This is a genomic window from Pseudomonas arsenicoxydans, assembly GCF_006438915.1.
In the GTDB taxonomy this organism is placed as follows: Bacteria; Pseudomonadota; Gammaproteobacteria; order Pseudomonadales; family Pseudomonadaceae; genus Aquipseudomonas; species Aquipseudomonas arsenicoxydans_A.
In genome coordinates this window covers 93,926-120,454 of sequence record NZ_RCZE01000007.1, presented here as the reverse complement: position 1 = coordinate 120,454, position 26,529 = coordinate 93,926, and the positions used below count along the sequence as shown (strand labels likewise).

Annotated in this window: 16 protein-coding genes and 1 pseudogene; 8 read left to right on the top strand and 9 right to left on the bottom strand. The window is 58.4% G+C overall.

From position 1 onward, the window contains the following. Window positions 1–129: 129 nt before the first annotated feature. From EAH78_RS16270 to EAH78_RS16245, 5 genes and pseudogenes are all read right to left on the bottom strand, one after another. Entirely contained in the window at window positions 130–591 is a 462-nt protein-coding gene (locus EAH78_RS16270) for a hypothetical protein (RefSeq protein ID WP_140668416.1), read from the bottom strand. Window positions 592–765: 174 nt separating this feature from the next. Then, window positions 766–3,183 (bottom strand): endopeptidase La, encoded by a 2,418-nt coding sequence (lon, locus tag EAH78_RS16265; RefSeq protein WP_123435002.1) that lies wholly within the window; start codon window positions 3,181–3,183, stop codon window positions 766–768. Between the two features lie 304 nt (window positions 3,184–3,487). Next, a pseudogene (locus tag EAH78_RS33370) lies at window positions 3,488–3,592 on the bottom strand (DUF6124 family protein); the annotation flags it as partial. Window positions 3,593–3,807: 215 nt separating this feature from the next. Then, window positions 3,808–6,216, bottom strand: coding sequence for a glucose/quinate/shikimate family membrane-bound PQQ-dependent dehydrogenase (locus EAH78_RS16255; RefSeq protein WP_140668414.1), 2,409 nt, complete (start codon window positions 6,214–6,216; stop codon window positions 3,808–3,810). 211 nt (window positions 6,217–6,427) lie between these two features. Next, the gene (locus EAH78_RS16245) at window positions 6,428–7,810 is read right to left on the bottom strand and encodes a carbohydrate porin (protein WP_140668412.1); all 1,383 of its coding nucleotides are present in this window, start codon (window positions 7,808–7,810) and stop codon (window positions 6,428–6,430) included. Window positions 7,811–8,092: 282 nt separating this feature from the next. Between EAH78_RS16245 and EAH78_RS16240 the strand changes: the two genes are divergently transcribed. Beyond that, window positions 8,093–8,323 (top strand): VF530 family DNA-binding protein, encoded by a 231-nt coding sequence (locus EAH78_RS16240; protein WP_007903672.1) that lies wholly within the window; start codon window positions 8,093–8,095, stop codon window positions 8,321–8,323. A gap of 2 nt (window positions 8,324–8,325) precedes the next feature. Further along, on the top strand, window positions 8,326–8,964 hold the full coding sequence (locus EAH78_RS16235; RefSeq protein WP_140668411.1) for a Pr6Pr family membrane protein: 639 nt from the start codon (window positions 8,326–8,328) through the stop codon (window positions 8,962–8,964). Between the two features lie 206 nt (window positions 8,965–9,170). Here the strand turns inward: EAH78_RS16235 and EAH78_RS16230 are convergent, their stop codons facing one another. After that, entirely contained in the window at window positions 9,171–9,956 is a 786-nt protein-coding gene (locus tag EAH78_RS16230) for a siderophore-interacting protein (protein ID WP_140668410.1), read from the bottom strand. After that, the gene (locus EAH78_RS16225) at window positions 9,953–10,531 is read right to left on the bottom strand and encodes a PadR family transcriptional regulator (protein ID WP_140668409.1); all 579 of its coding nucleotides are present in this window, start codon (window positions 10,529–10,531) and stop codon (window positions 9,953–9,955) included. The genes EAH78_RS16230 and EAH78_RS16225 overlap by 4 nt, the downstream gene beginning before the upstream one ends. A gap of 509 nt (window positions 10,532–11,040) precedes the next feature. On the opposite strand from EAH78_RS16225, the gene EAH78_RS16220 reads away from it, so the two are divergent. The 6 genes from EAH78_RS16220 (at window position 11,041) to EAH78_RS16195 (ending at window position 18,011) form a co-directional block, all read left to right on the top strand. Next, window positions 11,041–11,526, top strand: a complete 486-nt coding sequence (locus tag EAH78_RS16220; RefSeq protein ID WP_140668408.1) for a CS1 type fimbrial major subunit — start codon at window positions 11,041–11,043, stop codon at window positions 11,524–11,526. A 109-nt stretch (window positions 11,527–11,635) separates the two neighbouring features. Continuing rightward, the gene (locus EAH78_RS16215) at window positions 11,636–14,158 is read left to right on the top strand and encodes a TcfC E-set like domain-containing protein (protein ID WP_140668407.1); all 2,523 of its coding nucleotides are present in this window, start codon (window positions 11,636–11,638) and stop codon (window positions 14,156–14,158) included. Window positions 14,159–14,192: 34 nt separating this feature from the next. Next, the gene (locus tag EAH78_RS16210; RefSeq protein ID WP_140668406.1) at window positions 14,193–15,458 is read left to right on the top strand and encodes a hypothetical protein; all 1,266 of its coding nucleotides are present in this window, start codon (window positions 14,193–14,195) and stop codon (window positions 15,456–15,458) included. Between the two features lie 43 nt (window positions 15,459–15,501). Next, window positions 15,502–16,242, top strand: a complete 741-nt coding sequence (locus tag EAH78_RS16205; protein ID WP_140668405.1) for a molecular chaperone — start codon at window positions 15,502–15,504, stop codon at window positions 16,240–16,242. A gap of 3 nt (window positions 16,243–16,245) precedes the next feature. Beyond that, window positions 16,246–16,746, top strand: coding sequence for a CS1 type fimbrial major subunit (locus EAH78_RS16200; protein WP_140668404.1), 501 nt, complete (start codon window positions 16,246–16,248; stop codon window positions 16,744–16,746). A gap of 8 nt (window positions 16,747–16,754) precedes the next feature. Then, window positions 16,755–18,011, top strand: a complete 1,257-nt coding sequence (locus tag EAH78_RS16195; RefSeq protein WP_345789801.1) for a hypothetical protein — start codon at window positions 16,755–16,757, stop codon at window positions 18,009–18,011. Window positions 18,012–18,055: 44 nt separating this feature from the next. Here EAH78_RS16195 and EAH78_RS16190 read toward each other — a convergent pair whose 3' ends face one another. Both EAH78_RS16190 and EAH78_RS16185 read right to left on the bottom strand, forming a co-directional pair. Further along, entirely contained in the window at window positions 18,056–22,873 is a 4,818-nt protein-coding gene (locus tag EAH78_RS16190) for an NEL-type E3 ubiquitin ligase domain-containing protein (protein ID WP_140668403.1), read from the bottom strand. 392 nt (window positions 22,874–23,265) lie between these two features. Further along, complete coding sequence (locus tag EAH78_RS16185; protein ID WP_140668402.1) at window positions 23,266–26,382, bottom strand: transglycosylase domain-containing protein; 3,117 nt, start codon at window positions 26,380–26,382, stop codon at window positions 23,266–23,268. Window positions 26,383–26,529 lie beyond the last annotated feature (147 nt).

Genomic DNA, 26,529 nt, shown 5'->3' with positions numbered 1-26,529 from the left:
TCAGCGGCTCCAGCGTTCACGACGAACGGCGAGCATAACTGAAGATGAGACAAAGTGTGACGGTGCCTGCGCGGATCACCTGCCGGCACTTGACCGGCATCGGTGTTGCGCGCAGGCAGGCGCTGAAGCCTAAAGTGCCATCGACAGGTTGGTGATAAAAATATGCCCTTTGCCAGTCAGTTTACGTGTTTCATTGTTATCACTTCTTTTGGCCAGAATTTCGAACTCGATCACGTTGTACCGACGTTTGTCTCGCGTTATTTCCATTGTTTCAATCTTGCCGGTGTAGTCGATAATGTCGAAACTATAGGGCTCTGTCTCTGTTTTTGTGGTGAAGGCTTCCGTGTACCCAGTGAAACGGGGTACTGCGTCGGTTGTGAAGGCCAAAGTCAGCGTTCTTTCGCTGGAAAGACCTTTATCTTTAAAACAACTGATAAAAAACCCGGGTCTGAGTGGATTGTCTGAGTACTTCATGGCAGTGGTTGTAAATGTTGTCATCTGTAAGGGTGAGGTTGGGTTTGTAACGTCTTTTGTTTCAACGGTTAATTGGCCGTCAACTAAAACGCCGTCGATTGCTTGGGTGTTCGCCATAAGACACTTCCTGTAAAAAGTAGAAACCGAAATGGAAGTGTGCGGCGAACGTCATGGAGAAGGTAACTGTCAGGAATGACAGTTTTTTAGTCTGTTTTGTTTAAGGTTTGGTTTTTCTTATAATCAAATGCGCTCACTGCCCATGTCGGTCAGGCAGTGGCGCATTCGAATTATTTAAAACAATATCTTCGCCACATCCGCAAAGCGTTTGGCAAAGTGCACGGTAATTCCTTCCTTCAAATAATCCGGCAGTTCTTCAAAGCTTCCGCGGTTCGGCTCCGGCAGGATCAACTCGAAAATCTTCTGCCGCCGCGCCGCGATCACTTTCTCGCGCACCCCGCCAATCGGCAGTACATGCCCGGTCAACGTCAGTTCACCGGTCATGGCCACGCCTTTTTTCGGCGGCTGGTTGCGTGCGAGCGAGAGCAGGGCGCTGGCCATGGTCACGCCGGCGCTCGGGCCGTCTTTCGGGGTGGCGCCTTCCGGGACGTGGAGGTGGACGAAGGCCTCGTCGAAGAATTTCGGATCGCCGCCAAACGACTTCAGATTCGAGCTGACGTAGCTGTAGGCGATTTCCGCCGACTCTTTCATCACATCGCCCAGTTGCCCGGTGAGTTTGAAACCACGGTTCAAGGTGTGAATCCGCGTGGCTTCAATCGGCAAGGTCGCGCCGCCCATGCTGGTCCAGGCCAGCCCGGTGATAACGCCGGTGCCGGACAGCACTTGCTCGTTGCGGAACACCGGGTGACCGAGTGAGGCTTCAAGGTCTTTCGGCGCGATTTTGATCACCGCTTTCGGTTCGTCGATCAACTTCACCACGGCTTTGCGCACCAGTTTGCCCAGTTGTTTTTCCAACTGGCGTACGCCGGCTTCACGGGCGTAACCGTCGATCAAGGCTTTGAGCGCGCTGTCGCTGATGCTCAGGCTGCCTTTGGACACGCCGGCCTTTTCCAGCTGCTTGGGCCACAGGTGACGCTTGGCGATGGCGATTTTTTCTTCGGTGATGTAACCCGACAAGCGAATCACTTCCATCCGGTCGAGCAACGGGCCGGGGATCGAGTCCAGGGTGTTGGCGGTGCACACGAACAGCACTTTCGACAGGTCCAGACGCAGGTCCAGGTAGTGGTCGAGGAATTCGACGTTCTGTTCCGGATCAAGCGTTTCCAGCAGCGCCGAGGCCGGGTCGCCCTGGTAGCTTTGGCCCATCTTGTCGATCTCGTCGAGCATGATCACCGGGTTCATCACTTCGACGTCTTTCAACGCCTGCACGAGTTTGCCCGGTTGCGCGCCGATGTAGGTGCGGCGGTGGCCCTTGATCTCGGCTTCATCGCGCATGCCACCGAGGCTGAAGCGGTAGAACGGCCGGCCGAGGGATTCGGCGATGGACTTGCCGACGCTGGTTTTACCCACGCCCGGCGGCCCGACCAGCAGCACGATGGAGCCGCTGATTTCGCCTTTGTAAGCGCCGACCGCGAGGAATTCGAGGATGCGGTCCTTGATGTCGTCGAGGCCTGCGTGGTGTTTGTCCAGGACCTTGCGCGCGTGCTTGAGGTCGAGTTTGTCTTCGCCGTACACGCCCCACGGCACCGAGGTCGCCCAGTCGAGGTAGTTGCGGGTGACGGCGTACTCCGGCGAGCCGGTCTCGAGGATCGACAACTTGTTCATTTCCTCTTCGATGCGTTTCTGCGCCTGCGGCGAGAGCACTTTGCCGGTCAGGCGTTGCTCGAACTGCTCGATGTCGGCGCTGCGGTCGTCCTTGGTCAGGCCCAGCTCTTGCTGGATCACCTTGAGTTGTTCCTTGAGGAAGAACTCACGCTGATGCTCGCCAATCTTGCGGTTAACTTCGGCGGAGATCTCTTTTTGCAGGCGCGCGACTTCGACTTCCTTGCGCAACATCGGCAGGACTTTTTCCATGCGCTTGAGCATGGGTACGCAGTCGAGGACTTCTTGCAGCTCGCCACCGGTGGCTGAGGTCAGGGCGGCAGCGAAATCGGTCAGCGGCGACGGGTCGTTGGGGCTGAAGCGGTTGAGGTAGTTTTTCAGCTCTTCGCTGTACAGCGGGTTGAGCGGCAGCAGTTCCTTGATCGCGTTGATCAGCGCCATGCCGTAGGCCTTGACCTCGTCGGTCGGCTCGGTGGGCTGGTGCGGGTATTCGACTTCCACCAGGTAGGGTGGGCGATGGTGTTTGAGCCAGGTCTTGATGCGCACCCGGGTCAGGCCCTGGGCGACGAATTGCAGTTTGCCGTTTTCACGACTGGCGTGGTGAACCTTGACCAGCGTGCCGTACTCGGGGAGTGCGCCGGTGTTGAAATGGCGCGGGTCTTCCTGGGGCGTGTCCATGTAGAACAGGGCCAGGGAGTGGTGATCGGCTTTGCTGACCAGGTCGAGGGTTTCGGCCCAGGGTTCTTCGTTGACGATGACCGGCAGCACTTGAGCCGGGAAGAACGGGCGGTTGTGGATCGGGATAATGTAGACCTTGTCCGGCAGGTTCTGGCCGGGCAGGGCGAGGCCTTTGCCGGTGGCGTGGTGTTCGATTTGCTCGGCTTCGTCGTACTCGCTCGGGTCTTCGGGGAATTCTTGCTGGTCGCTCATGGGGCACCTGCGCAATTGGGTATGGGTGTTAGATGGGGCAGGTGGGGGGTGGTTTCAATGGCACGGGATATTTCAAGTTGTGTGTTCAGGGTCTGGACAGGTGCGCGTGTAGGCCTGTCCAGTGTAGATGCACCGAGCTGGCTTGGCGGCCTGATAGCCGACCAATCTCTACCTGATACACACCGTTCCACCGTAGGAGCCGAGCTCGCTCGCGATAGCGGATTCACATTCAACGTTGATGGCGACTGACACTCCGTCATCGCGAGCAAGCTCGGCTCCTACAGGATTGAGCGCATCAGTGGGATTAGCGGTGTGGCGCGGATTTGGGCAGTTCGAGGTTGTCCATCATCCGGTTCGCCGCCAGTTCGGCGAGCATGACGATTTGCTGGATGTCCATGGCGGTATTGCGGGACCAACGCAGTATTTTCAGACTGATCTCAATCGAAATGTGGGAGCGGGCTTGCTCGCGAAGGCTGTTTAACATTCAACATTTTTATCGACTGACACACCGCTTTCGCGAGCAAGCCCGCTCCCACATTTGTTCTGCGGTGTGGCGGATATGGCGGCCACAAAAAAAGGCGACCCCCTCACAGGAGTCGCCTTTGCATTAACCGCCGCTAAACCTTACTCGGACAGTTTGTACGCCATCACATAGTCGCCTTGTTTGGTGCCCAGCGATCCGTGACCGCCCGCAACAACCAGCACGTATTGCTTGCCGTCTTTGCCGGTGTAGGTCATCGGTGTGGTTTGCGCGCCGGCAGGCAGGCGGCCTTCCCACAGTTGCTTGCCGTTTTTCACGTCATAGGCGCGCAGGTATTGGTCGAGGGTGCCGCTGAGGAAACCTACGCCGCCAGCAGTGACGAAGGTACCGCCCAGGCTTGGCACACCCATGCTCAACGGGATCGGAACCGGTGAGCTGTCGCGCACGGTGCCGTTCTTGTGCATCCAGATTTTTTCATGGGTGGTCAGGTCGACCGCGGCCACGTAGCCCCATGCCGGTGCCTGGCAAGGCAGGCCCATTGGCGACAGCAGAGGTTCGAGGACGACGCCGTACGGCGCGCCTTTGTTTGGCTGCACGCCTTCGGTTTCGCTTTTGCGCGGGCCTTGGGCGGCGATTTCCGCAGCCGGGATCAGCTTCGATTTAAAGGCCATCCAGTCCGGGTTCACGAACAGGATCTGACGCACTGGATCCACCGAGACACCGCCCCAGTCGAACACGCCGAAGTTACCCGGATAAACGATCGAACCTTGCAGCGATGGCGGGGTGAACGGGCCGTCGTAACGCAGGGATTTGAAGGTGATCCGGCAGACCAGTTGGTCGAACGGCGTGACACCCCACATGTCGCGTTCTTTCAACGGCGGCGGCATGAAGTTGAGGTCGGACTTGGGTTGGGTCGGCGAGGTGTGATCACCGGCGACAGCGCCTTGCGGCACCGGCACTTCGTTGATCGGCACGATGGCCTTGCCGGTGCTGCGATCCAGCACGTAGATGCTGCCTTGCTTGGTGGACGCAAGTACCGCTGGCTTCACGCCGTCAGCGGTTTTCAGGTCCATCAGGGTTGGCTGGCCGCCGACGTCCATGTCCCACAGATCGTGGTGGGTGAACTGGAAGTGCCAGCGCACTTTGCCGGTGGCGATGTCCAGAGCGGTCAGGCCGGCGGCGTGCAGTTCCGATTCAGGGGTGCGTTCGCCACCAAATTGGTCCGGGGTCTGGTTGCCCATCGGCAGGTAGAGCATGCCGAGTTTTTCGTCGACCGCGAACATGGACCACATGTTCGGCGAGTTGCGGGTGTAGGTCTGGCCTTCGGCAATCGGCGTGGTGTCGTCCGGCTTGCCGCTGTCCCAGTTCCACACCAGTTTGCCGGTGTGCACGTCGAACGCGCGGATCACGCCGCTAGGCTCGTCGGTGGAGACGTTATCGGTGACGTGGCCGCCAATCACCACCAGGTCTTTGGTGACCGCTGGCGGCGAGGTGGAGTAGTAACCGCCGGCGGTGAAGCCGCCGATGTTGGCGCGCAGGTCAACCTGGCCCTTGTCGCCGAAGTCTTCGCACATCTTGCCGGTGTCGGCGTTGAGGGCGATCAGACGGGTGTCGGCGGTCGGCAGGAAGATCCGGCGTGGGCAGGCATTGGTCACGGCGGCGCTGGCGCTGCCGGTCGGGCTCTGCTCGGAGGCGTAGACGGCGTCATCGTGATACGACACGCCACGGCAGGTCATGTGCGCCCAACCCTTGAAGTTCGCCGCGTTTTGCGTGGAGAGCTTAGGGTCGAAACGCCAGATTTCCTTGCCGGTGTCCGGGTCCAGCGCGATCACCTGGCTGTGCGGCGTGCACACGTAGAGCATGCCGTTGACTTTCAGCGGGGTGTTTTCAGCGGTGGTCTCGCCGGGATCGTTCGGGCCTGGCAGGTCGCCGGTCCGGTAAGTCCACGCCGGGACCAGTTTGTGCGCGTTTTGCGGAGTGATCTGCGCCAGGGGCGAGTAACGATCACCGTGGGCGCTGCGGCCGTAGGAGTTCCAGTCACCGTCGGGCATGGCCGGCGCGGTGTTGGTCATGCCGGGAACGCTGTCGCGGTCCAGTTGGCCTTTGATTTCACCGGGGTGGGTGAATTGGCTGGCCAATGCGGCCACGCCTGCCACGACCACGGCGACGCTCAGGGCGCCGGTGCCCATCGGTGCAGCGCCTTCGCGCAGCAGCGGGCGGCGCAACCATGGCAGCAGCATGACGATACCCAGCGCAAACCACAGCGCCAGACGCGGCACCAGTTGCCACCAGTCGAGGCCGACTTCCCACAAGGCCCAGACGGTGCTGGCAAACAGCACCAGTGCGTAAAGGCCCAGTGCAGCGCGGCGGGCGAGGATCAGCAGCACGCCGGTCAGCGTCAGGCCGATACCGGCCAGCAGGTAATACAGCGAGCCGCCGAGCATGCTCAGCTTGATCCCGCCGGCCAGCATGGCCAGGCCCATTAGCAGAAGCAGGATGCCGAGCAGGCTCGGCAACAGACGGCTTCGACTCAAAGCACCATCAGTGCTCATAGTGTGGTTCTCCGTGACGTTTTAAGTAGTCCCGCGCAAGTTCACTGTAGATGACGATCTGGCGTGGGCATGGTTCAGTTGAAATCTGTTCGGTTGATGCAACCCTTGTGGGAGCGGGCTTGCTCGCGAATGCGATGTGTCAGTCAACAGTGATGTTGAGGCTGACGGCCCCTTCGCGAGCAAGCCCGCTCCCACAGGTTCTGTGTGTGTTTTAAAAGGACGAGGTGATCTTGATCCCGCCAATCAGGGCGTCATCGACCTGGTCCACGCCACCGGGATGGCGGATGTATTGCAGGTTCGGGCGCACGGTCAGCCAGTTCGTCACATGCACGCCGTAATAGAGTTCGGCGCTGTATTCGGTGTCTTGCGGCGGCAGGTACGACGGGTCGTCGTAGTTGTAGACGGCGCGCGCCTGATTGGTTGCCTCGGCGTTTTTGCGATAGGCCGGGTTGACGTGAACCCGGGCCAGGGCGAAGCCGATGTCGTCATTGGCGCGCGCATCGAACAAGCCCTTGTAGACCACGCCGGCCTGGACGTAGTTGTCGATGGCGTTGGTCTTTTTGTCGTGCATCGTGCCGTTGGCGAACACGTTCAAACCACGGCTGTTATCGCTGGCGACGCTAGTGATCTGCTGCTGAATGCCCAGCCACACACCGTGTTTGCTCGATGCACTGCGATACGCCTCGCCACTCAGAGCCGCTGGCTGACCATTGCTGTCTTTATAAACGTCGGTGGCGCTGGCGCTGCTGTAGTAATACCCGGCGCGGTATTCACCCGGCAGGCCGTTGAGCTTCGGCGTCCACACCAGTTCCACCGGCAAAATCGCGCCCTGGGTGCCGCTGCCACTGAGCTTGAAGCCGTTGTCGCGATCCAGGTTCGACGGGTTTTGCTCGTAGGCACCGACCTGCGCGTACAGCTGCGGCGTCAGGTGGTATTTAACGCGCATCGCCCATTGGCTGACCGGCCAGTTGTACCAGATGTCGCCAACCCAGTTGCCGACCTGCGAGCCGCAGAACGCCAGGTTCTGGAAGTCGCACGGGAAGCTGTTGAAGTCTTCGCCTTCGCCGAAACGACCGGCCTTGATGTCGAGCTTCTGGTCGAAGAGTTTTTGCTGATACCACATCTGCGTCAAGCGCCAAGTTTGCCCACGGCCCCAGACTTCCTGGGCCGAGGTAAAGCCGCCCACGCGCGGATCGTTGATGCGGTCATTGCTAATGTTATTGCCGTTGCGCTCGGTGATGGTCAGCTGAAATTCGGCGTCGTCCCAGTCCAGAATCTTCTGCAAATCCAGGTGGGTGCCGAGGCCAAACTGATCGCTGTAGCGCGCAGTGCGGTCATGGTCGTAGCCACCGTGCAGGTTGCTGCCCATCTCGCCGGTGTAATCGACTTTGAAGTCGTAGCCTTTTTCCGCAAGTTCGGTGCGCGTGCCGTTCCAGTCGCCGAGCATCCACGGTGAATTGCTATCGAAGGCCGGGGCTGCCTGGGTGCAGGTGGCGAGGCCCAGCGCGGTGAATCCACCGATAAGGCTCAGGGTTTTTCGGCTGGCAACAGCTGTGCAGACAGCGCTGTCTCGCGAAGTTTGAAAGTAAGGCATAGAGAAGAAATTCTGGGTCTTTTTCTAGGGAAGATACGGAGTGCAGCAGGGCGTGAAGCCGATTGAAGAAGCGTTTCAGCTTGGCGGCGCAAGGATAATGTTCTGTTACAAATAGAGAAAGGGCTTTTATGGACATGGATCGTTTCAGATTCGGTAACAGTGCCGGGCGGCAATCTTCAACGTCACCTACATTGACTGATAGCGCACGCAGCGCTTCCACCCGATCACACCCTCGGCTAAGGTGCGCGGCTTCCCACTCCTTACATCGCTCGAAGGCCCGGCATGACCGAACAGAACAACAACCCGCTGCATGGCGTGACGCTGGAACAGATCCTCAACGCCCTGGTTGAACATTACGAATGGTCGGGGCTGGCCGAGCGCATTGATATCCGCTGCTTCAAGAGCGACCCGAGCATCAAGTCGAGCCTGACGTTCCTGCGCAAAACCCCGTGGGCGCGCGAGAAGGTCGAGCGCTTGTACGTGAAGTTGATGCGCACCAAGCGACCGCTCTGAACATGCCGGGCTCGGTCGCGAGGCGTCGTTTTGTGGCCGCTGCGGCGGTGCTGGGCTGGGCGGGACTGGCCATTCAGCTGTACCTGATTCTGTATTCACGCTGGACGCTGGACGCCCGGTTGATCGGCGGTCTGGTGAGCTTTTTCAGCTATTTCACGGTGCTGACCAACACGCTGGTGGCGACGGTTCTGACCTGCGAATGGACGTCCCGCGAGTCTGCGGCTCGCCGCTGGTTTTTGCAGCCGTGGGTGAGCAGCGCGATTGCCGTGAGCATCGCTGTGGTGGGGTTGGGGTACAGCGTATTGCTGCGGCATTTGTGGCACCCCGAAGGCTGGCAGTTTCTGGCGGATGAATTGCTGCACGACATCATGCCGTTGCTGTTCCTGGCCTATTGGTGGAAGTGCGTGCCCAAAGGGACGTTACGGCTACGGCACATTGGCCTGTGGGTGATCTATCCGCTGATGTACTTCGGGTATGCGTTATGGCGCGGGCATTTGTTGGCGGTTTATCCCTATCCGTTCATTGATGTGGATAAGTTGGGTTATCCACAGGTGTTCGTGAATGCGGGGGGATTGTTGGCGGGATTTGTGGTGGTGGCGCTGATAGTGATCGGACTCGACAGATGGCTGGCCCGAAAGTGAACCTGAACTGTGGCGAGGGGGCCGCTGTGGTAAGGAGGCTGTTGTGGTGAGGGGGCTGTTGTGGCGAGGGGGCTTGCCCCCGTTGGAGTGCGCAGCGCTCCCGGACTTTGGGGCCGCTTCACAGCCCAACGGGGGCAAGCCCCCTCGCCACAGAAGCCCCCTTACCACAGAAGCCCCCTGGCCACAGGATGCTGGTCAGGCTTCAGTTATTCATCGTCGCTGTCATCCAGCCGCCAGTAGCCGACCGCTTTAACAAACTGCTCATTCAAGCCATGCTCATCGAGCAATACCCGACGGATCTGGCGCGAGACTTTGGTCTCGGTCGCCACCCACGCATACAGATTGCCGCTGGGTACTTGCAGTTGTTTCACGGTGTTCAGCAGGTTGTTCTTGCCGCCCTCGCGCAAGACCCAGATAACGTTGACCTGCGCGGGGCTTTCCAGACGCTGCTGCTCGGCACCGTTCTCCACTTCCACAATCACCAGCGCACGCCGATTGGCCGCCAGGCCTTCGAGGCGGCGGGCGATGGCGGGCAGGGCGGTTTCATCGCCGATCAGCAAGTAGCTGTCGAACATGTCCGGCACGATCATAGAGCCGCGTGGCCCACCGATGTGCAGGAACTGGCCGGGTTGAGCCTGCTCGGCCCAGGTCGAGGCAGGACCGTCGCCGTGCAGGACGAAATCGATGTCCAGCTCCTGAGTTTCGAGGTCATAACGACGTGGCGTGTAGTCACGCATCGCCGGCATCGGCCCGTTGTCTTTGCCGGCGCCGAGCACCAACGTTTCCAGCGCCGCGTGTTCCGCCGCGTTCTGTGGGAACAGCAGTTTGACGTGGTCGTCCGTGCCGAGGCTGACGAATCCGGCCAGCTCCGGCCCGCCCAAGGTAATCCGGCGCATGCGCGGCGTCAGGTCGACCACGCGCAACACTTGCAATCGACGGCGTTTGATTTCATGCATGACACGGTGGATGGATTGCACGATCACTTCAGTCATTCAGCTTTCTCCTGAACGGGTTGAACGGCAGGGCCGTCGACAATGGCTTTGGCGGTGTTGTTGAGCAAGTCGCGCACCCGCAGGATTTCTTCCGGGCTCCAGCGGCCGTGGTGCATCTGCAAGGCGTGACGCAAGTTATGCACAGCCTCATGGATCTCGGCGGGACGATCATGGCCGCGCAATGAGCGCTTGCTGACCTCGATGCGCATCCGCACACCGTCCAGCGCAATGGCCTGGTCCGTCAATGACAGACGTCCGGCGTCGGTGATGCTGTAGCGCTTTTTGCCGCCCTCGGCATCGCCCAGGATCATTTCGCTTTCTTCAAGGAAGGTCAGGGTCGGGTAGATCACGCCGGGGCTGGGGCTGTAGGCGCCGTCGAACATGCTTTCGATCTGGCGGATCAGGTCATAGCCGTGGCAGGGCTGTTCGGCGATCAGCGCCAACAGCAGCAATTTCAGATCTCCGGGGGCGAACACCCGTGGCCCGCGTCCACCGCGTTCGCGGCCGGGGCCTGGGCGTTTTTCGAAGCCGTCGCGGCTGTCGCTGTGATCTCGATGGGAATGATGGTCTCTCATTTTGAGTCTTCTCTCGTCGTGTTTAGATACAACTTAAGATATATCTTACGACTTGGGCAAGCGTTCTCGACCAACGGTTGCCATCCTGTCGGCCTTGGGCGGCGCTTGAAGACCACGCGCAATGAATGATGAGTTGATTGCTTTTTTAGAGTAATTGAACTAATTGTCAGGTTAACTTGTTGATCATTAGTGTATGGCCAGGTGTTAAGTAGTATGGGTCTTACGGAAGTGGGTTGGTTCTTATCTGTGTGCTTTTTTAGTTGAGGCTGTGTGTAGTATTTCTCTGAGGGTAAAACAATTCATTTAGTGTGTTTTTAACTTTTTTCCTGCTGTTCGGAGGCCATTGTTACTACATGTTCTTCGGAAGTTACGTACTTACTTTCTCAAGGGATTGGACGATCATTCTCTGGCGTCGAAAGTTAAGCGAAATCGCCATCACCGCTTGGAGTGGTGTTTGCTTGTCAAAACTTTCCTCGGCCCAATCCTTTGATATAGACAGGTACTTAATAATGTTCAAGAAGCTTGCAATCGCCGTTCCGATGACCCTCCTGGCCCTCAGCTCTTCGATGGCATTCGCTGCGGAACAAGCGCGTTCGTCCATCAACATCAGCGCTAATATCCCCACCGAAGTATTCCACGCCCAACCGGTGAATCCTGACTTCGGTAAAGATGAAAAAATGGCCTACAACGTGGTATCCGAGACCTTGAGCCCGCTGCGTGCGGCTTACGATATCCGCCACAATAACGGTTCGGTCCATGCGTATGTGGAAGGTGGTCCGCAACCGCTGTTCAACGGCATCAACAACATTCCGCTGTTCTACACCTTCAACGGCGTAACCTTGACCGCTTCTCCCAAAGAAGTGGTCAGCGATGCCGCATCCAACGGGGGCATGCGGGCTGATCTGGTGATTACTGCCGGCCCGCCTGCTACCGGTCAGACAGGTTCTTACACGGCCAATCCCGTCGTGGTCTTCGATGCCGTTCCGCGCATCTAAGTCAGCCATGACTTAAGGCTTAGCCTTATTCGTTAGCACTTACCGGTCGATGGGTAATCATTGCCTGTCGATCGGGTTTCAACGCACTTATCTTCAGAGTATCCCGTTCATGTTCCCGATGACTCCCATCGCGACGGCGCTTGCCCTATGTTTTTGTGCAACTGCCCTGGCCGCGCCAGCGGACAACGGCCACACACCTCGTAGTTTGCTTGCGCAAGCCAAGGGTTTACCGAGCGAGTTCGAAGAGCACTTCTTTGATGTACCGCTGGCGGTGCGCGTGGAACTTGATCAACAGTTTCTCGGTGAGGCGATGGTCGTGTTAACACGCGATGATCGCATCACCCTCGTTGACTTCACGGATGTCAGCGACAGCCAGTTCAAACCCAGTGAGCGCGACATTTGGTCGAGCTATCTGAAACAAGGTGTGGCCCTCGGCAGCTGCGAGGCCAAATGCCCAGAACAATTGTTGGCCGTGCACTACAGTCTCGAAAACTCCTTGGTCTCGATTCTCACGGAGAACGCCGAACGGGACGATCAAGTGCAGCAGTATTACAACCTGCCCGAAGGCGGCAGCACCGGGTTGATCGTGCGTAACCAACTAAACCTCAATGGCGGCCAGGACCAGGACCTTGGTGGGCGCTACGGTCTGGAAGCCAGTAGCAGCCTTGGCAATTGGACCCAAGCGGTCAATATTCAGCTGTCGCGACTGGGGGGCATGGATAACACGCTCTACCACGCCGTCAATGAGCTTTATACCCAGCGCGAACTGCAAGGCAATTTTCTGCGCCTGGGTTATTTCACCCCCTCATCCGAGGGGCTGTCCCGCCAGCCGCGCACTTTTGGCACCAGCCCCGACACGGCGTTGGGCGTGATGTATGGCAGCTCCGACAGTCTGGCCATCAATAACCCGAAACCGGCGGTTTACCCGATTTACGTCACCGCCAATCGCCAGGGGTCCGTGGAGATTTATCGCGACGGTCTGCTGATCAATACCCAGGCAATGCCTGCCGGTTTGCAGACCCTCGATACCCGTCCGCTGCCGGGGGGGATTTACGAAGTGGAAGTGCGCCTGATCGAGGACGGGCAGATCACGTCCAGCACTCAGGAACTGGTCTACAAGCCGAACAACTGGCGCAATCACGACGAGCGCTGGCGCTACAACCTGTTCGCCGGCCGTGAATCGGGCTTGCTCAGCAACTGGGATCAACCCGACGATGGCGACATGACCGCCGGTGCCGCAATCAACTACCTGTGGCACCCGCGAGTGATTCTCGGCCTGAGCGGTCGACAAGTGAGCGATAGCCTGCAACTCGGCACATCGGTGGATTGGGCCATCGTCAATAACGCCAGCCTGTATGCCAACGTCTACCAGACCGAAAATTACGGCACCGGTCTCGACGTGCAGGGGCTCTACTCTTATGGCAGCGGCAGCCTTGTCGCCAGCTATAACCGCAGCTGGCTCGACACCACAAAACTGTATGACACCCTGCCCGATGGCACGCGGGTACGGCAGCCCAACGTGTTTATCGGACAAACCAGCAACGCTTCGTTGTCGATCAACCATCGACTGAACAGCAAAAGTTCGGTCAATGCGCGGTTCTCCCACAGTGAGGGCAACACCAATGGCACCGGGGTGGATCTGGGATGGACCCAGCGGACCCGGCTGTTTGGCAGCGATGCCAACTGGCGATTGTCCTTGTTCGATCGGCCGGGCAGCATCAGTTCGGATGATGCGCGCAACCGTGGTGTCGACCTGAGCGTCAACATTGCCCTGGGTGGCCCCGGTGAACAGATCTCCGGCAGCATCGGCTCGCGAACCGCGCGCGAGGGCGGCCGGGATAACAACGCCTCGGTCAGTTACCGCAAAGACCTGCAGGATCACATTCTGCAAAGTGTGTCTGCCACGGCCATTAGCGATACCTACGGCATCGGCTTGAATACGATGGCAACGATGCAATCGGACCTGGTCAACGGCGATGGTTTCATTCAGCGCTCGTCGTTCAACAACGACCTCACTGGCGGTTTGAACCTGGACAGCACCGTGGCCGTCGGCGCACGGAAAATGGTCGTGACCAGCCAATACCATCGCAACGGCGCGGGCATGATCATCGATGTCGAGTCGGACATCGACGACATTACCTTGCGCGCCGACGATTTGGGCGGCGGCAGTGCGGTGCTCAAGCCCGGGCGCAATTTTGTGCCGATCACGGCCTACAAAAGCAGCTCCGTCAGTTTCGATTTCGAAGGCAACCACGTGCCTGCCGCGACCATCCAGCCGGCCCGTTCCAGTTATCACCTGAACAAGGGCGGCGTGGATTATCGGCAGATTCGCGTGATGAGAACCCTCACCGTCCTCGGCCGCCTGATCGACCCCCAGGGCAACCCGCTCAAGGGCCATCACATCATCAACCACGCCAGTCGCGGGGTGAGCGAGGTGGACGGTTTCTTCTCCATGGAAATGAACGCCGGCTCACCGACCCTGGAAGTGCGCTACGGCGACCAGTTGCTGTGTCAGTTCCGCCTCGACCCGAGCAATGGCCGCACGGAAAACAATGTGCTGATGATCGGCGATCTGCGCTGCACGCCGGATACGTTGGCAGACGTTGGCGACGCCGTGCAGAGCGCCGGTTGATGTGTGTTGCTCAATCTCTGGAGTGCATAACTCGATGAATGTTTCGACTACTTTCCCATGGCGCACGGTGGTGGCTCTTTTCATCGGGGCCTGTCTGGTGGTGTCAAGCCTGCAGGCTGTCGCGGTCGTACTTCCGATCACGGCCACTTTCAACCCTGACCCGAGTAACCCGCAGAAAAACGAGTTCAGCAATACCACGCCCAATAGAGGGTTTTGTCAGAGTTACCCCGCCATCTGCAAGGCTCACGACATATTCAGCTTGCGCTCTCATCTTAATATTGCACTCAACGGCCCGATCCAGCCTAACCACGAAAACGTACGACAAGGCGCGATGATCAAGGCGCCATCCGCCTGGCGAGCGTTGCCGGTGTTGAACCGCGAAACTGGCGAGCCGGCCACGGTCGAGGTGCGTATTGCCGGGGTAGGCGGTGTTTACACGCTTAGCCACTCCGCGTTGGTGCTGACAGGGCAACCGGATTATGTCAGTGCGCACAGGGCGTTGTGGGGACGCGACTGGCAAATTGCGCCGGGGCCGTGCCGGGCAATTGGCCCTCCAAGCTATTACGGTGCGACCGGTTTCCAATTCTTCTGGCTGACCCCTGAAGAGGCGGTGTGTGGCAAGCAGGCCAAATTCCTCATTCCCGCGTTTGGTTACGGCGCTCTGGACTTCACCTACCAACTGCGCACGCCTGACCCGCTGAAGATGTCCACGGGCGTCTATGTGGGGAAGCAGGTCTATTCGATCGGCCCTGGCGGCGATTTTGACCTCGGTGACATCGTCGTGCCCGCGGACGCAATCATCCAGCTCGACTTCACCCTGACCGTCGAGCACACCCTCAAAGTCGAGATTCCCCCAGGCGGCAATCGGGTCGAGCTGTTGCCGCAAGGCGGCTGGCAAGCCTGGTTGCAGCAGGGGCGCAGACCCACACGCCTGTTCCGCGACCAGACCTTCAATATCTCGGCCAGTTCGCGCTTCAAGATGAGTCTGGAGTGTGAATACACCCAGGACGGCAAGACCTGCTCGTTACGCGAGCCAGTGTCCGGCCATGTCGTGCCCCTGAACGTCGGCGTCAGCCTGCCTCGTGGTTTGAGCGACGCCAATGGCCTCGCTGTCGAACGGCGTCCCCTGCTGCGTGACGGCAGCGGTACCGGATTATTTCAACCGGCTTTCTATGTGGAGCGAAGACCGGGAACGCTGCACTTCGAGATTCCTCCCGACGCAGTAGCGGAAATGATAAGGCCCGAGCAACTACGGCAGTACTCCGGGAATGTGACGGTGATCTGGGATTCAGACATCTAGCAAGCCGCACTTTGCAGCATTCAATTCAACGAGGTTCAGTACGATGAAACACCTGTTGGCACTGTTTGGTTTTTATCTTTTCGCGCAACTGGCTCACGCGGCACCGAGCATCAATATCGGGACCGTCTACGACTATCTGGACGGCGATAAAAGCACCTATCTGAAACGTGTGTTCAATGGCGGAGACAGCACGGCCTTCGTCAAGGTCAACATCCTTGAAATCCTCTATGAGGCTGACGGCACCTCGCGCGAAGTGCCGCTCAAGACCCAGGCCGACGGCAACGCCCGGGATGGCTTGATGGCCAGTCCGGCACGTCTGATCGTGCCGGCCAATGGCATGCAGGGCACACGGTTGCTGTACATGGGCGAACGCGACAGGGAGCGGTATTTCCGGGTGCGTTTCGTCCCGGTCGTGCCGGAGAAGGAAGACGAATTCGCCGTTTCCAGCGAAGAGCGCGAAGACTACAAAAAGTCTTTGTCCGCCGGGGTCACCGTGCTGGCAGGTTACGGCGCAGTGTTTTTCGTGCGGCCTAAAGAAACACGTTTTGACAGCGCAATCGAGAACGAGGCCGGCAACTACCGGATCCGCAACAACGGCAACACCGTGGTGGTGATCGACGAGTTCAAGGATTGCTCGATCAAGAACGAGCAGGACTGCCAACCGACAACCAAGCATCACATTCTGGCCGGCCGCACGTTTCAGTTCGAGAAGCAGGCCGGTCGCGAATATCGCTTTACCCTGGTTGAAGGTGAAAGCAGCAAAAAACTGGACGTGAAGGGATAACCCATGAGCAAGAAGCTGATCCAGGTTTTTTTGTCGGCCGTGGTGATGGGGTCGAGCGCTGGTGCCTTCGCCGCCAGGGAAGTGCACACCTTTGAAGTGTTCGTGACGATTCCGACCCAGGCGTTTTATGTCATTCCATCCGACCCGGGCTGGATCCACCGTGAGCAGCAACTGCCATGGAATCTGACGTCGTCGACATTGGGTGGCTTGCGCAAATATTTCGACGTGAAAAACGAGGCAGGCTCGATCGAGGCGCGGCTTGACGGTCGTCCCTATCTGTCCAACGGCACCGACGCCCATGACATTGCCTTGCGGGTGCTGTTCAACGGCACGCTGTTGAGCGAGCACAAAAACAGCGAAGTGGTTTCGCTGACCGAGGCAGCCCCCGGCAAACGCGTGTTGCTGGAAATCGTCCCGATGCCGCCTGCCGATGGGGTTTACAAGCCTGGTAGTTACTTTGGCAGCGTCAACATGATCTTCAATGCGATTCTTCCGGGGGCCTGAGAGAGACGATGAACATCCTGAGCACTGAAAAAATTCCGAGTCGGTTGGCTTGGGCCATCGTGGCGTTCGGATGGAGCATTGAGCCGGCGATGTCGACGTCAATGGACATTAAGGCGGTATTTCGGCCTGATCCATCGAAGCCTGCAGACAACAAATTCATCAACCAGACGCCAAGCAGTGGTTATTGCGCGTCGTACCCCTCCGAGTGCAAGAACCTGAACATGTTCAGCATTCGGCTACCACTGAGATTCGAGTCAATCAGGCCCATCCTGCCTGATGCCGAGCCACGTAGTAATGCAATGTTCAAAGTTCCGGCCCAGTGGAGGTCGCTGCCCGTGAAGAATGAAGAGACGGGGGAGTTGGAGCAGGTCGAGGTACGCATTGCCGGTATGGGGTCTCAATACAAGCTCAGTGAGACGACCGTCAGCCTGACAGGTGCCTCGAACTGGCTCGAAGGGCATCAGACCTTATGGGGCTCAAGTTGGGTCTACTCACCGCCGCCCTGCGAATACAGTGGTGTCGGCTCCTACGACCCCTGGAGCTATGCCTTTTTCTGGAAAACGCCTGTTGAAGGCGTTTGTGTCAAATCGACCCGATATCCAATACCGGCAATGACTTACAACTATGTAGATTTTGCTTACGAGCTTCGTACACCGAACCCGTTGGAAATGTCATCCGGGCTTTATACGGGGACCCTAAGTTATCGCGTCGGGCCCGGGGGCGACTTCGACATGGGTGATGTGATGTTGCCGGAAGATAACCTGATCACGCTCAACTTCGCTTTGACTGTCGAGCACACCTTGAAGGTGGATATTCCCCCAGGCGGCAATCAAGTGGAACTCGTTCCGCCAGGGGGCTGGCAAGCCTGGCTGACCCAAGGGCGTAAACCGACCCGATTGTTTCGTGATCAGACGTTCAATATCTCTTCGTCGAGCCGTTTCAAGATGCAGCTGGAGTGTGAAATTTCCGGGTTGCTCGATTGCATGATTCGCGACCCCGTTTCGCAGCGCGCTGCCGTGGTGCAACTGAGCGTCAGCTTGCCGAATGGCCTGACGGATATCAGTGGGCAACCGGTCACGCGTCGTCCGTTGCATGTTGGACAGGTGAATGCGCAAGAATTCAAACCCGGCTTTTACGTGGACCGTGCGCCGGGCATCCTGCATTTCGAGATTGCACCTTATTACGTGAACTACATGATCAAATCCGGTGAGGCCTCTCGCTATTCTGGAAATATCACCGTGATCTGGGACTCCGATATCGGGTAATCAAAGCCTGCCCTGGAGGCGTGCTGCCTCCAGGGCAAGTGCTGTTACTTGGCGTTGAGCAGCGCCTGTCGGGTCAACCGCCTGCTTAGCTGTTTTTCCTCGTAGCCGATGTCGTTCAGCAATGCGCCGTAGACCTCGTCGGTCATTTCTTCATCGGTGAGCACACGGTTTTCCTGGACGTTCAGTTGATTGGCCAGGTCCAGCAGGCGCTTCTTGAGCGCCTGTCTTTGCGCAATCACCCGTCCTTTGGAATTCGCCCAGGAACGCTGGGCCTCGCGCAATTCATCCAATTGATCGGTTCTGATTTCATACGTCCGGGCATTGCGGCTGAACTCCGCGGGGTACGTGTCATGCAGGTATTTTTCCCAGAACGACTGCTCGATCATGTGATTGATCAAACCGTCGCCGCTTTCCATCGACATCACCGTATCGAAGGCCGTATCGAGCGTTTTGGCACTCACGCCGGCAACGGGTCGATAGAGCATGGTCTCCGATTGCCAGGGTAAATCGAGACGCTGGGCAAGGCCGGTCTCGTAAGCGAGGAACACTTCGACTTCATCGGGATTACCTTTTCGGCTGGCGAAATCCGCTCGGGCGATGTCATCCACCCGTTCGAGACGCGCGGCGCCTTTTGCCAAGGCCACCAGCTTGCTTTCCAGGATCGCGGCCGATGTCGACTGGGCATAGGCCTCGCTGACCAGGACTTTGATGCCCATGTTGTTGAATACCTGGGCGCCAGCGTCAGCGCACGTGGTCGGTGCGGTCGCCATCTCGAACAACTCTTTGCGCAATGTCGTGTCCAGGTCGATGGCCTCGATCATTCGCCATACGCGATCACTCAGTTGCTTGCGCCGTTCGCCACCGGCGCGGTAGTCGGCCGACTCTGTCTGCTTCTGGATCAAGCTGAAGAACCCTTGGGAGTCTGGCTCGGTCATCAGGTCATGCCAGGCTTCTACCCTGAAGATACCCAGGCCGGCAGACTTGTAGCTCCACCATTGGGAATCGTCTGACATGGGCCATTGATCGATCGCACGATCAGCGACGGCCGAGTACAGATGATCCGAGCTGATGCCCACTGACCTTCGGTAGTCCATATAGACAATCAGGTTGGCGTCCGAAAGATCGGTCGGAAACAGTCGAGTACGGGCCACGAGGCGCGCGGCCTCGGAACCCGGAACGACCAAGGGGATGTCGCGCAACGGGTTTTGCATCAGGTCCAGATAAAACCCTCGCGGGCGATGCCGGGTGAACAGGCCGTCAGGCCAGGCGGTTGCGCCGGTGTTACTCAAACTCAGAATCTTCAGTTTCGGCATGCGTTCGACGTTCGGCAGCAGACCCAACTGCGGGTTGTCATCGAGCCTGAGCGTTTCCATGTGCGTCAAATGCCGCAATTGCTCGACGGCCGACCGGGTCAAGCGGAGCCGGTTGTTCATCAAGCGCAGCGTGCGCAGAAAATGCATTTTGCCAATCGTTACCGGCAGCTTTTCCAATCCGCAGCCTCGGGCACTCAGTTGCCGAAGATTAGGGAAATCCTTCAGCAGCCCCGTGTTGCTGGCGGAAAAGAGGGTGCGGTCCAGATTGAGCGTACTGACCTGATCGAGGTAATACTTGAGATCAGGCAGTTCACGCCACCACAGCTCCAGATCGAGTGTGTTGAACTCCGTTGACAGGTCCAGCACATACCCGCCTTCAAGCGTGTCACTGCGCTCGCCAAAGGCCCTCGACTTTCTTTGAAAGCACTCGATGAGCCGCTCGTAAATGTGCAACCCACCACCCTTCACGAATCCGTTACGATCCGGGCCCCAGGCTTCAGGTTGGCGATACCGCCATATGTTGAGTGCGACTTGCAGATCCGCCAGTTCGCGGTCAAGTCGAACGAGGGTTTTGCGTGCCTGAGGTTCTTCGCCCAGCGAGCGGACAAAGGTGCTGACCTCGCGCTCGTTCAAGTGCGGGTAAATATCCTGCACCCGCTCCGCCAGGGTGGCCCTTTGTATGGAAAAGCCCGGACCACGCAACAGCAGCAAGGTGTCCGGGTCGCCGACCGGGCGAATCGGCGGCTCTGCCAGTGCGATCCGGCGCTCGGCGGGGGCTTCGGTCTTGACCAGCACCCATTGCCGGAACGAAGTTCCCTGGCCGGGTCGATAACCCAGTTGCGTGCGTTTACTGGCTGGCAGGGCATTGAGTACCGATTCGTAGAAGTCGTCGGCTTCGTGCAATTTGTGGTTGTCGGCGTCCCACACTTCGTACCGTGCCCCGTCATCCTTGATCAATACCCGGACGACCGAAGCGTCTTCTGCTCCCACGCTGCATCGTAAGGGCCCAATGTCGGTGCCCTGACGAACGTCGATACGCAAATCGCCGAACGCGTCGGTGTGAATCCTGAGCGCGTTCAGCACCAGTCGCTCGGTCTCTGGAACCCAGCGCGCATCATCGTTGAAACCTTCATAGGCGTGGTTGGCCAAGGTTTCGAAGGCCGCTTCACGCGCCTGGTTTTTCAGGTTCAGTGGCAGGCGTTTGTCACGTGTCATGCGTTGCAGCTCAGCGCCGTTGGCACTGTTGAGCAGTACGGTTGCCGCGCGGGTTGGCAACGCTGGGGCCACCTCGCGCAGCCGTTGAATCTGCGGGTTGGCGCTCGCTTGTGCGGCTTGATAGCGCTGATTGAAGATGTCGGGTCTGAGGCGGTTTGCCTCGTCAGCCAGTTGATTGCGCAGCGCCTGGAGCTGTTTTTCCCTGGCAACACCCGGGCCGAGCAGCGCTTGAAGTTCTTCTTCGCTCAGGAACTCGATGAGTTGCTTTGGCAGGTCACCCTGCATGAGACGCGACAGACTGGTGGCGAGCGTCTGTTCATCGCTCGCCCGGGCATTACCGTAGGTGCGAAAGCGGCCCCTCAGGTCGGCGTTTTCGTAGACTTTCAGGGCTTTGTCCGAGGGCCAGCCTTCAAGGTAAGTCGCCAGCGGTTCGAACCAGTAAGCAGCGGGATCGATGGGCAATCCGGAGCGAATGTCATGAATCGCCTGCTCGGTTTGCTCTTGAATGTCTGCGCGATCAAGCCCGTCGGCGAGCAACGTGGGTGGTGCGGTGTTTTCAACGTACATTTGGCGTAATGCAGCCGCCTCGGTGCCGCTGGCAATGCGGATCTGCTCCAGCTGCGCATCGTTGAAACCGTCGGCGCGGTGACCGAGACGGCGCATCAGTGTCGGGTGATCCCAGCCTCGCGGGCTTTCCGCTTCATGTGTCCAGGCGCCGAAACCGTTGTGTTTCAGCTCGGGTAAATAGGCCTCGCCGCGATGGGGGTGTTTGACACGATAGGTGCCCGTTTTCGGGTCTTTTTGCACGGCGTAATGTTTATTGTCCAGCGGCAGAATCTTTTGACCTTCGTGGGTATGCAGACCCAATGCGTCAGGTTTTGAATCGGCCGGCAACTCGATGTTCGGCTGCTCGTAGGGCTTGAGGTCGGGATGCCACAAACGCTGCTGGCCATTGGGCAGTTCCACCGGTTTCATGCCTTCGATCAGCGGTGAAAGTTTGAGGCGTGCGACCTCGCCAATCTTCACGCCGGCCGCAAACGCCGCCAATTGAATGACATCCGTCACCACGCCGACGATATGCTCGGCGAATTCGGTCCATAGCCCCAACGTCATGTCGACGATGCCTTCGATGACATCGCTGACCATCTGATAGGCGGTGTAGACCATCATCAATTCCCCCAACCCCGGCACGAACGGTGTGACGACCATCAGCGCGACATTGAAGATGTCCGAGACAATTTTCTTGAAGTTCTCCCACCAGGCCCATCGGGCATTGCGATCGGTATCGGCGGTGGACACGGCGATATGCCGCGCATCATTGAGGATCTTGTTCAGCTTCTGCTGATAGAGGTGCTCCCACACGTCACCGCGAATCGGTTCGGCGCTGAATTGCAGATTGGGACTGCTGACCGGCTCCTCGCGCCAGCTCGGGCGTTGGTCCAGCGGTTCTTTGTGATGCCATTTGACCTCGAACAGACGTTGCTGCAACCCGCCGAAAAAATGCCCGCGCGCGGATTGGTCGACAAACCGGCTGAAGTATTGGCGATAAGTCATGGTGGTCGACGAGATGACCTTGTTGTCGCGCAGCTGGCGAGTCAGCTCATTCATGAACGCAACGGTTGACGGATATTCTTTGAGGGGGTGTTCGGGGTCTTGCGGCACGTAGGCAAAAATCGGCACGACGTCGCGGGTTCGTTCCAGGTCCGGGGTGATCAATACAATCCCGGTCAGCAGGCTGTCCTGCAGGAACAATTGAGTGAATTGCATCACTCGGCCCTTACGGGTGAGGTTGCGCTGGCCCTCAAGCATTTTCAGGATCAGGTCGCACGCGTCGGCGTCGATGTCACGGGTCATCACGGCCTGTTGCGCAGCCGCTTTGAACGCGGCTCTCTCGTGCTCGACGACGTTACGTTTCAAAAAAATCCGGGCCAGGCCGTCGCTGGGCAGCAGCTGTTCATTGAGGTACCGGGAGTAGCGCGCGCCGATGTCCAGTTCGCGGCATAACGCCTGGAACTGTGCGATGGTCATTTTCTGTTTGATGGGCTGAATGTCGAAGTGCCCGCGCGCATCGGGCTGGCTGATGAAGTCCGAATCGGCTTCGCAGGTTTCGCTCAGCGCAAAGTTGTGCAGCGCCGCGTCCAGCAGTGAAACCGTGCGGGTCACCGCACCGCCGGAGAGGTCAACCACATACCACGGGCGCTCTTTGGGCAAGTAAAGGTGTAAATACGTCGTCTTGACATCCACATCGACGCCGTACTGTTTACTTAATGCGTCGGTGAGTAACGGCTCGGCGAACTTATAGATGTTTTGTAACTTATCAATAAAACCATCCACCCGGTTTTGAGTGGACCAGAGTTTGAGATTGGCTTCTTGTAACCGGTCATGATCAACGTCGCTGGCGCTCTTTATCCATGGCCCGGTTACCTTCTGAGTAAGGCTCAGTTCCCGGGCCCTTTGCAATGAAGCGCTGGTGAAGGTGGGGTGGATCCGGTCCTTTATTAAGGGGTAATGACGGCCTTTGGTATCGTCGGCCTCCTGTAAAGGGCCTTTGAATATACTTCCTTGTATTTCAGGCATGCTTTTATAAACCTTGAGCATTGATGGGAGTCACCAGCCTAACGCCCAAGGCTCAAAGTAAAAGTCTGAATTACTGCTGTTGAATACCGCTGAATACGTGTCGACGCATTGAGATTATCAATGCCGAAAATAATTAATTACCGCCCGTATTAGCGTCGGGCAACTTCAACAGGCAGGCATCCAGTGTGACTTCCCGGTTGCAGATACGGTGTCAGGATCGGCGCCATGCCCTTGAGCACTTGTACCGGCAACGCCGAGGTGAATTTAAAGGCTTCGGCCGTGCGCCCCGGCACGAACGCGGTCAATGTACCGAAGTGGCTATCACCGATATAGAACACGAAGGTGGCCGTGCGGTTGAGGGATTTCGAACTGATGACCTGCCCGCCGGAACCGATGGCTGAGATGCGGTTATCCCCGGTCCCGGTCTTGCCGCCCATCGCCAGGGGTTTGCCATCGGGGGTGATGAAACTGCCGGAAACACGTTTGGCGGTACCGGCATCCACCACTTGCGACAAGGCCTCGCGCATGGCCGTTGCCACTTCGGACGGCATCACCCGTTTGCCCGCGACCGGGTCATTGATCAGTTTGGTTTCGTAGGGCGTATTCGCCGCGAAATGGAGCGTGTCGATGCGCAGTGTCGGCATGCGCACGCCATCGTTGAGAATGGTGCCGATCAACTCGCCCAGCGCTGCCGGACGGTCGCCGGAGCTGCCGATGGCAGTGGCCAGCGACGGCACCAGGTGATCGAACGGGTAGCCGACTTTCTGCCAGCGCTGGTGAATGTCCAGGAACGCTTCGATCTCCAGCATGGTACGAATGCGACTGTCGCGGGCACCCTTGTGCTGGCTTTTGAACAGCCAGCTATAGACTTCCTGACGTTCGAACTGGCTGGCTTTGACAATCTGACTCCACTTGGCGTCCGGGTTGTTCAGCAGGTAACCCATCAGCCACAGGTCCAGCGGGTGGACCTTGGCGATGAAGCCTTGGTCCGGCAGATCGTAGGCACCGGGGCTGTAGCTTTCGTAAAGCCGTTGCAGGCGTTCGTCAGTGAGTTTTTCGGTGAGCTTGGCGCCTTTCAGGTGCGAGCGCACAAAGGTGTTGAAGCTTTCCTGGCTGGCTTGCGGTAGCAGATAACGATGCACGGCGGCCAGGCGGATCGGGGTCGGGCGCATGCTGTCGAGGAAGGTGTCGAGCCGCGCCTGGGTGTCTTTGTTTTTGTATTTCTTCCAGAACTTGAGCAAGAACGAAGTGCCTTCGCGGTCAGCGAAGTCGGCCAGGTATTCCTGGCGCCGAGGGTCGCGGTCGTCCTTGAGCAATTCGGCGCTGTTGTTGGGGCCGGAATAGGTGGTGTAGCGCACCAGGTCGCGCATCAGCCGAATGAACGGCAAGTTGATCGACTCACGGATCGCATCGCGCAGCGTCGGCATGCGGCCGTTGTCTTCCTTGCGAAAGTTATGAAACACGTGCAGCCCGCCACCTGTGAAAAAGGCTTCGCCGGGGCTCGCGGAGTATTTGCGATCAAGCGCGGCGCCGAGCATGGCCGGCAGGTTACGGTCTTTGTTCTGGATCAGATAATCGACGGCCCAGCGGCTCAGACGGTCCTGGTCCGGGACGTCGACTTTCTTCAGTTCCGGGACGGTCATATTGGCGTACTTGTCGTGCAGCTCGGCAATGATCTGCAGGTAAGTGGTCAGTACGCGCATTTTCGCGGTAGAGCCCAGTTCCAGTTTGCTGCCTTCGTTGATATCGAACGGCTGGTCGGTGCTGTCGGTTTGCACGCGTACGCGCGCGCCATCCGGCGTTAGTTCGAACAGCGTGAAGCTGTAGCGCACTTGCGTGGTGCTGGTGGGGGTGAGCAAGCGTTCGCCCATCAAACCGATCTGCGTCGCAAAAACCGGGTCGGCCAGGTGCTTGAGGTACTCCGTGGCCTGGCTTTGCAAATCGCCTTGCAGGGTGCTGGTGGCAGACAAGTCGAGACGGTCGAGGTCGTACAGCGGACGATTGAGCAACCCGCCCAGGCGACTGCGGGCCACACTGATGCCTTTGTTGGTTTCGATTGGCTGAATGGTCGGCTGGGTTTGCCAGTCGCGATACGTGACCTTGCTGGCCAGCGCCGCCGCCGCAAAAGGCGCATCGATCACGTTGTTCTGTGCGAGCAGGCGAATGTGGCTGTCAGTGAGATCGGCCAATTCGTCACGGCCCTTGGTCAAGTAGTGAGAAGGGCGGCGCTGGGCAATCATCAATGACAGCATTTCACGCAGGGCCAAGCCTTTGGCGGCCAGGGTCTTGGGATCCGTGTCGTTGCTGGCCAGCGTTTCGTTGGCTTTGTCGAAGTCGGCGCCGTACCAGACGCGCAACCCTTCGGCCATGCCATGCACTTCACCGTGGCCCGGCACGGCGGACAGCGGCACGCTGTTGAGGTAGTCGCGCACCACATTTTTCCGGGCGTCTAGGGTTTCCGGACCGGCCTGATAAGCGCGCACGGTGGCGGAGATCATCTGCCGGATCTTTTCCCCGCCCGAGACTGTCAGGCCATCAGGTGAGTGCCGATACTTTTCGAGCTGTGTCGCGAGCGTGCTGCCACCCGCCGATTGACCCGGCAGGTGAATCAACTTGGCCACCTGCGACCACGCGGCCATGCCGAAGCGCGGCCAGTCCACGGCGGGGTTGGCCAAGGGTTGCTTGGGGTCGAGCAGGAAGCGGTTCTCGATGAACAACAGGCTGCTGACCACTACAGGCGGAATCGAGTCAAAGCTTGAATAAAGCTGTTGTGGGTATTTGAACTGGTACAGCGGCATGGCACGGCAGTCGGTAATCGACAGGCCGGCCTGGATTTTTTCGGAGTAGGGCACGAAAAGGCCCTTGTCGCTGTAGTCCATCAACTTTTTGGAAAAACGGGTTTGGGCTGCTATCACGTAGTCGCGCTTGAGCAACCGGGGCAGGAACACATCCAGTGAGCTGTAGCCAAGACGCAAATCAAAAGGCCCGGCGCCAGGGTAACGAATGGCGTCGCTGGGGCCCGGTTCCAGCTTGTAGCTCAGGGACGCGGCAAATTTGCTGACTTCCCCGGATTGAAATTTCGAGGTGCGCATTTCCTTGGCGGCCGCCAGTCCCACGACAATCGCGATGATCAGCAGCAGCAACCAAAACGCCTTCCAGCCGTGTTTGACACGACTGGTGCGAGGTTTTTCAGGTGATGGCGCTTCATCCACACGTTCAGTCGGGACCACAGTTTTACTCGTATCGGTTTGCCACAAAGCGCCCATAGCCGATTGATCCATTCACGCAGATTGATCTGACTTGTCTGAAGCTTAGACGGTGGTTGGCAATGGTGAAAAAATTGTGAGCACCCAATTTTTCTACACGTATTGCCTTTTGTGGCGAGGGAGCTTGCTCCCGCTGGGCTGCGAAGC

What these genes read in the sequence shown, in the direction of transcription:
- EAH78_RS16210 (WP_140668406.1), top strand. Translation starts at nt 14,193, where the DNA reads ATGAATGTTTCGACTACTTTCCCATGGCGCACGGTGGTGGCTCTTTTC.
- lon (WP_123435002.1), bottom strand. Translation starts at nt 3,183, where the DNA reads ATGAGCGACCAGCAAGAATTCCCCGAAGACCCGAGCGAGTACGACGAA.
- EAH78_RS16215 (WP_140668407.1), top strand. Translation starts at nt 11,636, where the DNA reads ATGTTCCCGATGACTCCCATCGCGACGGCGCTTGCCCTATGTTTTTGT.
- EAH78_RS16235 (WP_140668411.1), top strand. Translation starts at nt 8,326, where the DNA reads ATGCCGGGCTCGGTCGCGAGGCGTCGTTTTGTGGCCGCTGCGGCGGTG.
- EAH78_RS16185 (WP_140668402.1), bottom strand. Translation starts at nt 26,382, where the DNA reads ATGGGCGCTTTGTGGCAAACCGATACGAGTAAAACTGTGGTCCCGACT.
- EAH78_RS16225 (WP_140668409.1), bottom strand. Translation starts at nt 10,531, where the DNA reads ATGAGAGACCATCATTCCCATCGAGATCACAGCGACAGCCGCGACGGC.
- EAH78_RS16230 (WP_140668410.1), bottom strand. Translation starts at nt 9,956, where the DNA reads ATGACTGAAGTGATCGTGCAATCCATCCACCGTGTCATGCATGAAATC.
- EAH78_RS16255 (WP_140668414.1), bottom strand. Translation starts at nt 6,216, where the DNA reads ATGAGCACTGATGGTGCTTTGAGTCGAAGCCGTCTGTTGCCGAGCCTG.
- EAH78_RS16205 (WP_140668405.1), top strand. Translation starts at nt 15,502, where the DNA reads ATGAAACACCTGTTGGCACTGTTTGGTTTTTATCTTTTCGCGCAACTG.
- EAH78_RS16245 (WP_140668412.1), bottom strand. Translation starts at nt 7,810, where the DNA reads ATGCCTTACTTTCAAACTTCGCGAGACAGCGCTGTCTGCACAGCTGTT.
- EAH78_RS16270 (WP_140668416.1), bottom strand. Translation starts at nt 591, where the DNA reads ATGGCGAACACCCAAGCAATCGACGGCGTTTTAGTTGACGGCCAATTA.
- EAH78_RS16240 (WP_007903672.1), top strand. Translation starts at nt 8,093, where the DNA reads ATGACCGAACAGAACAACAACCCGCTGCATGGCGTGACGCTGGAACAG.
- EAH78_RS16200 (WP_140668404.1), top strand. Translation starts at nt 16,246, where the DNA reads ATGAGCAAGAAGCTGATCCAGGTTTTTTTGTCGGCCGTGGTGATGGGG.
- EAH78_RS16195 (WP_345789801.1), top strand. Translation starts at nt 16,755, where the DNA reads ATGAACATCCTGAGCACTGAAAAAATTCCGAGTCGGTTGGCTTGGGCC.
- EAH78_RS16220 (WP_140668408.1), top strand. Translation starts at nt 11,041, where the DNA reads ATGTTCAAGAAGCTTGCAATCGCCGTTCCGATGACCCTCCTGGCCCTC.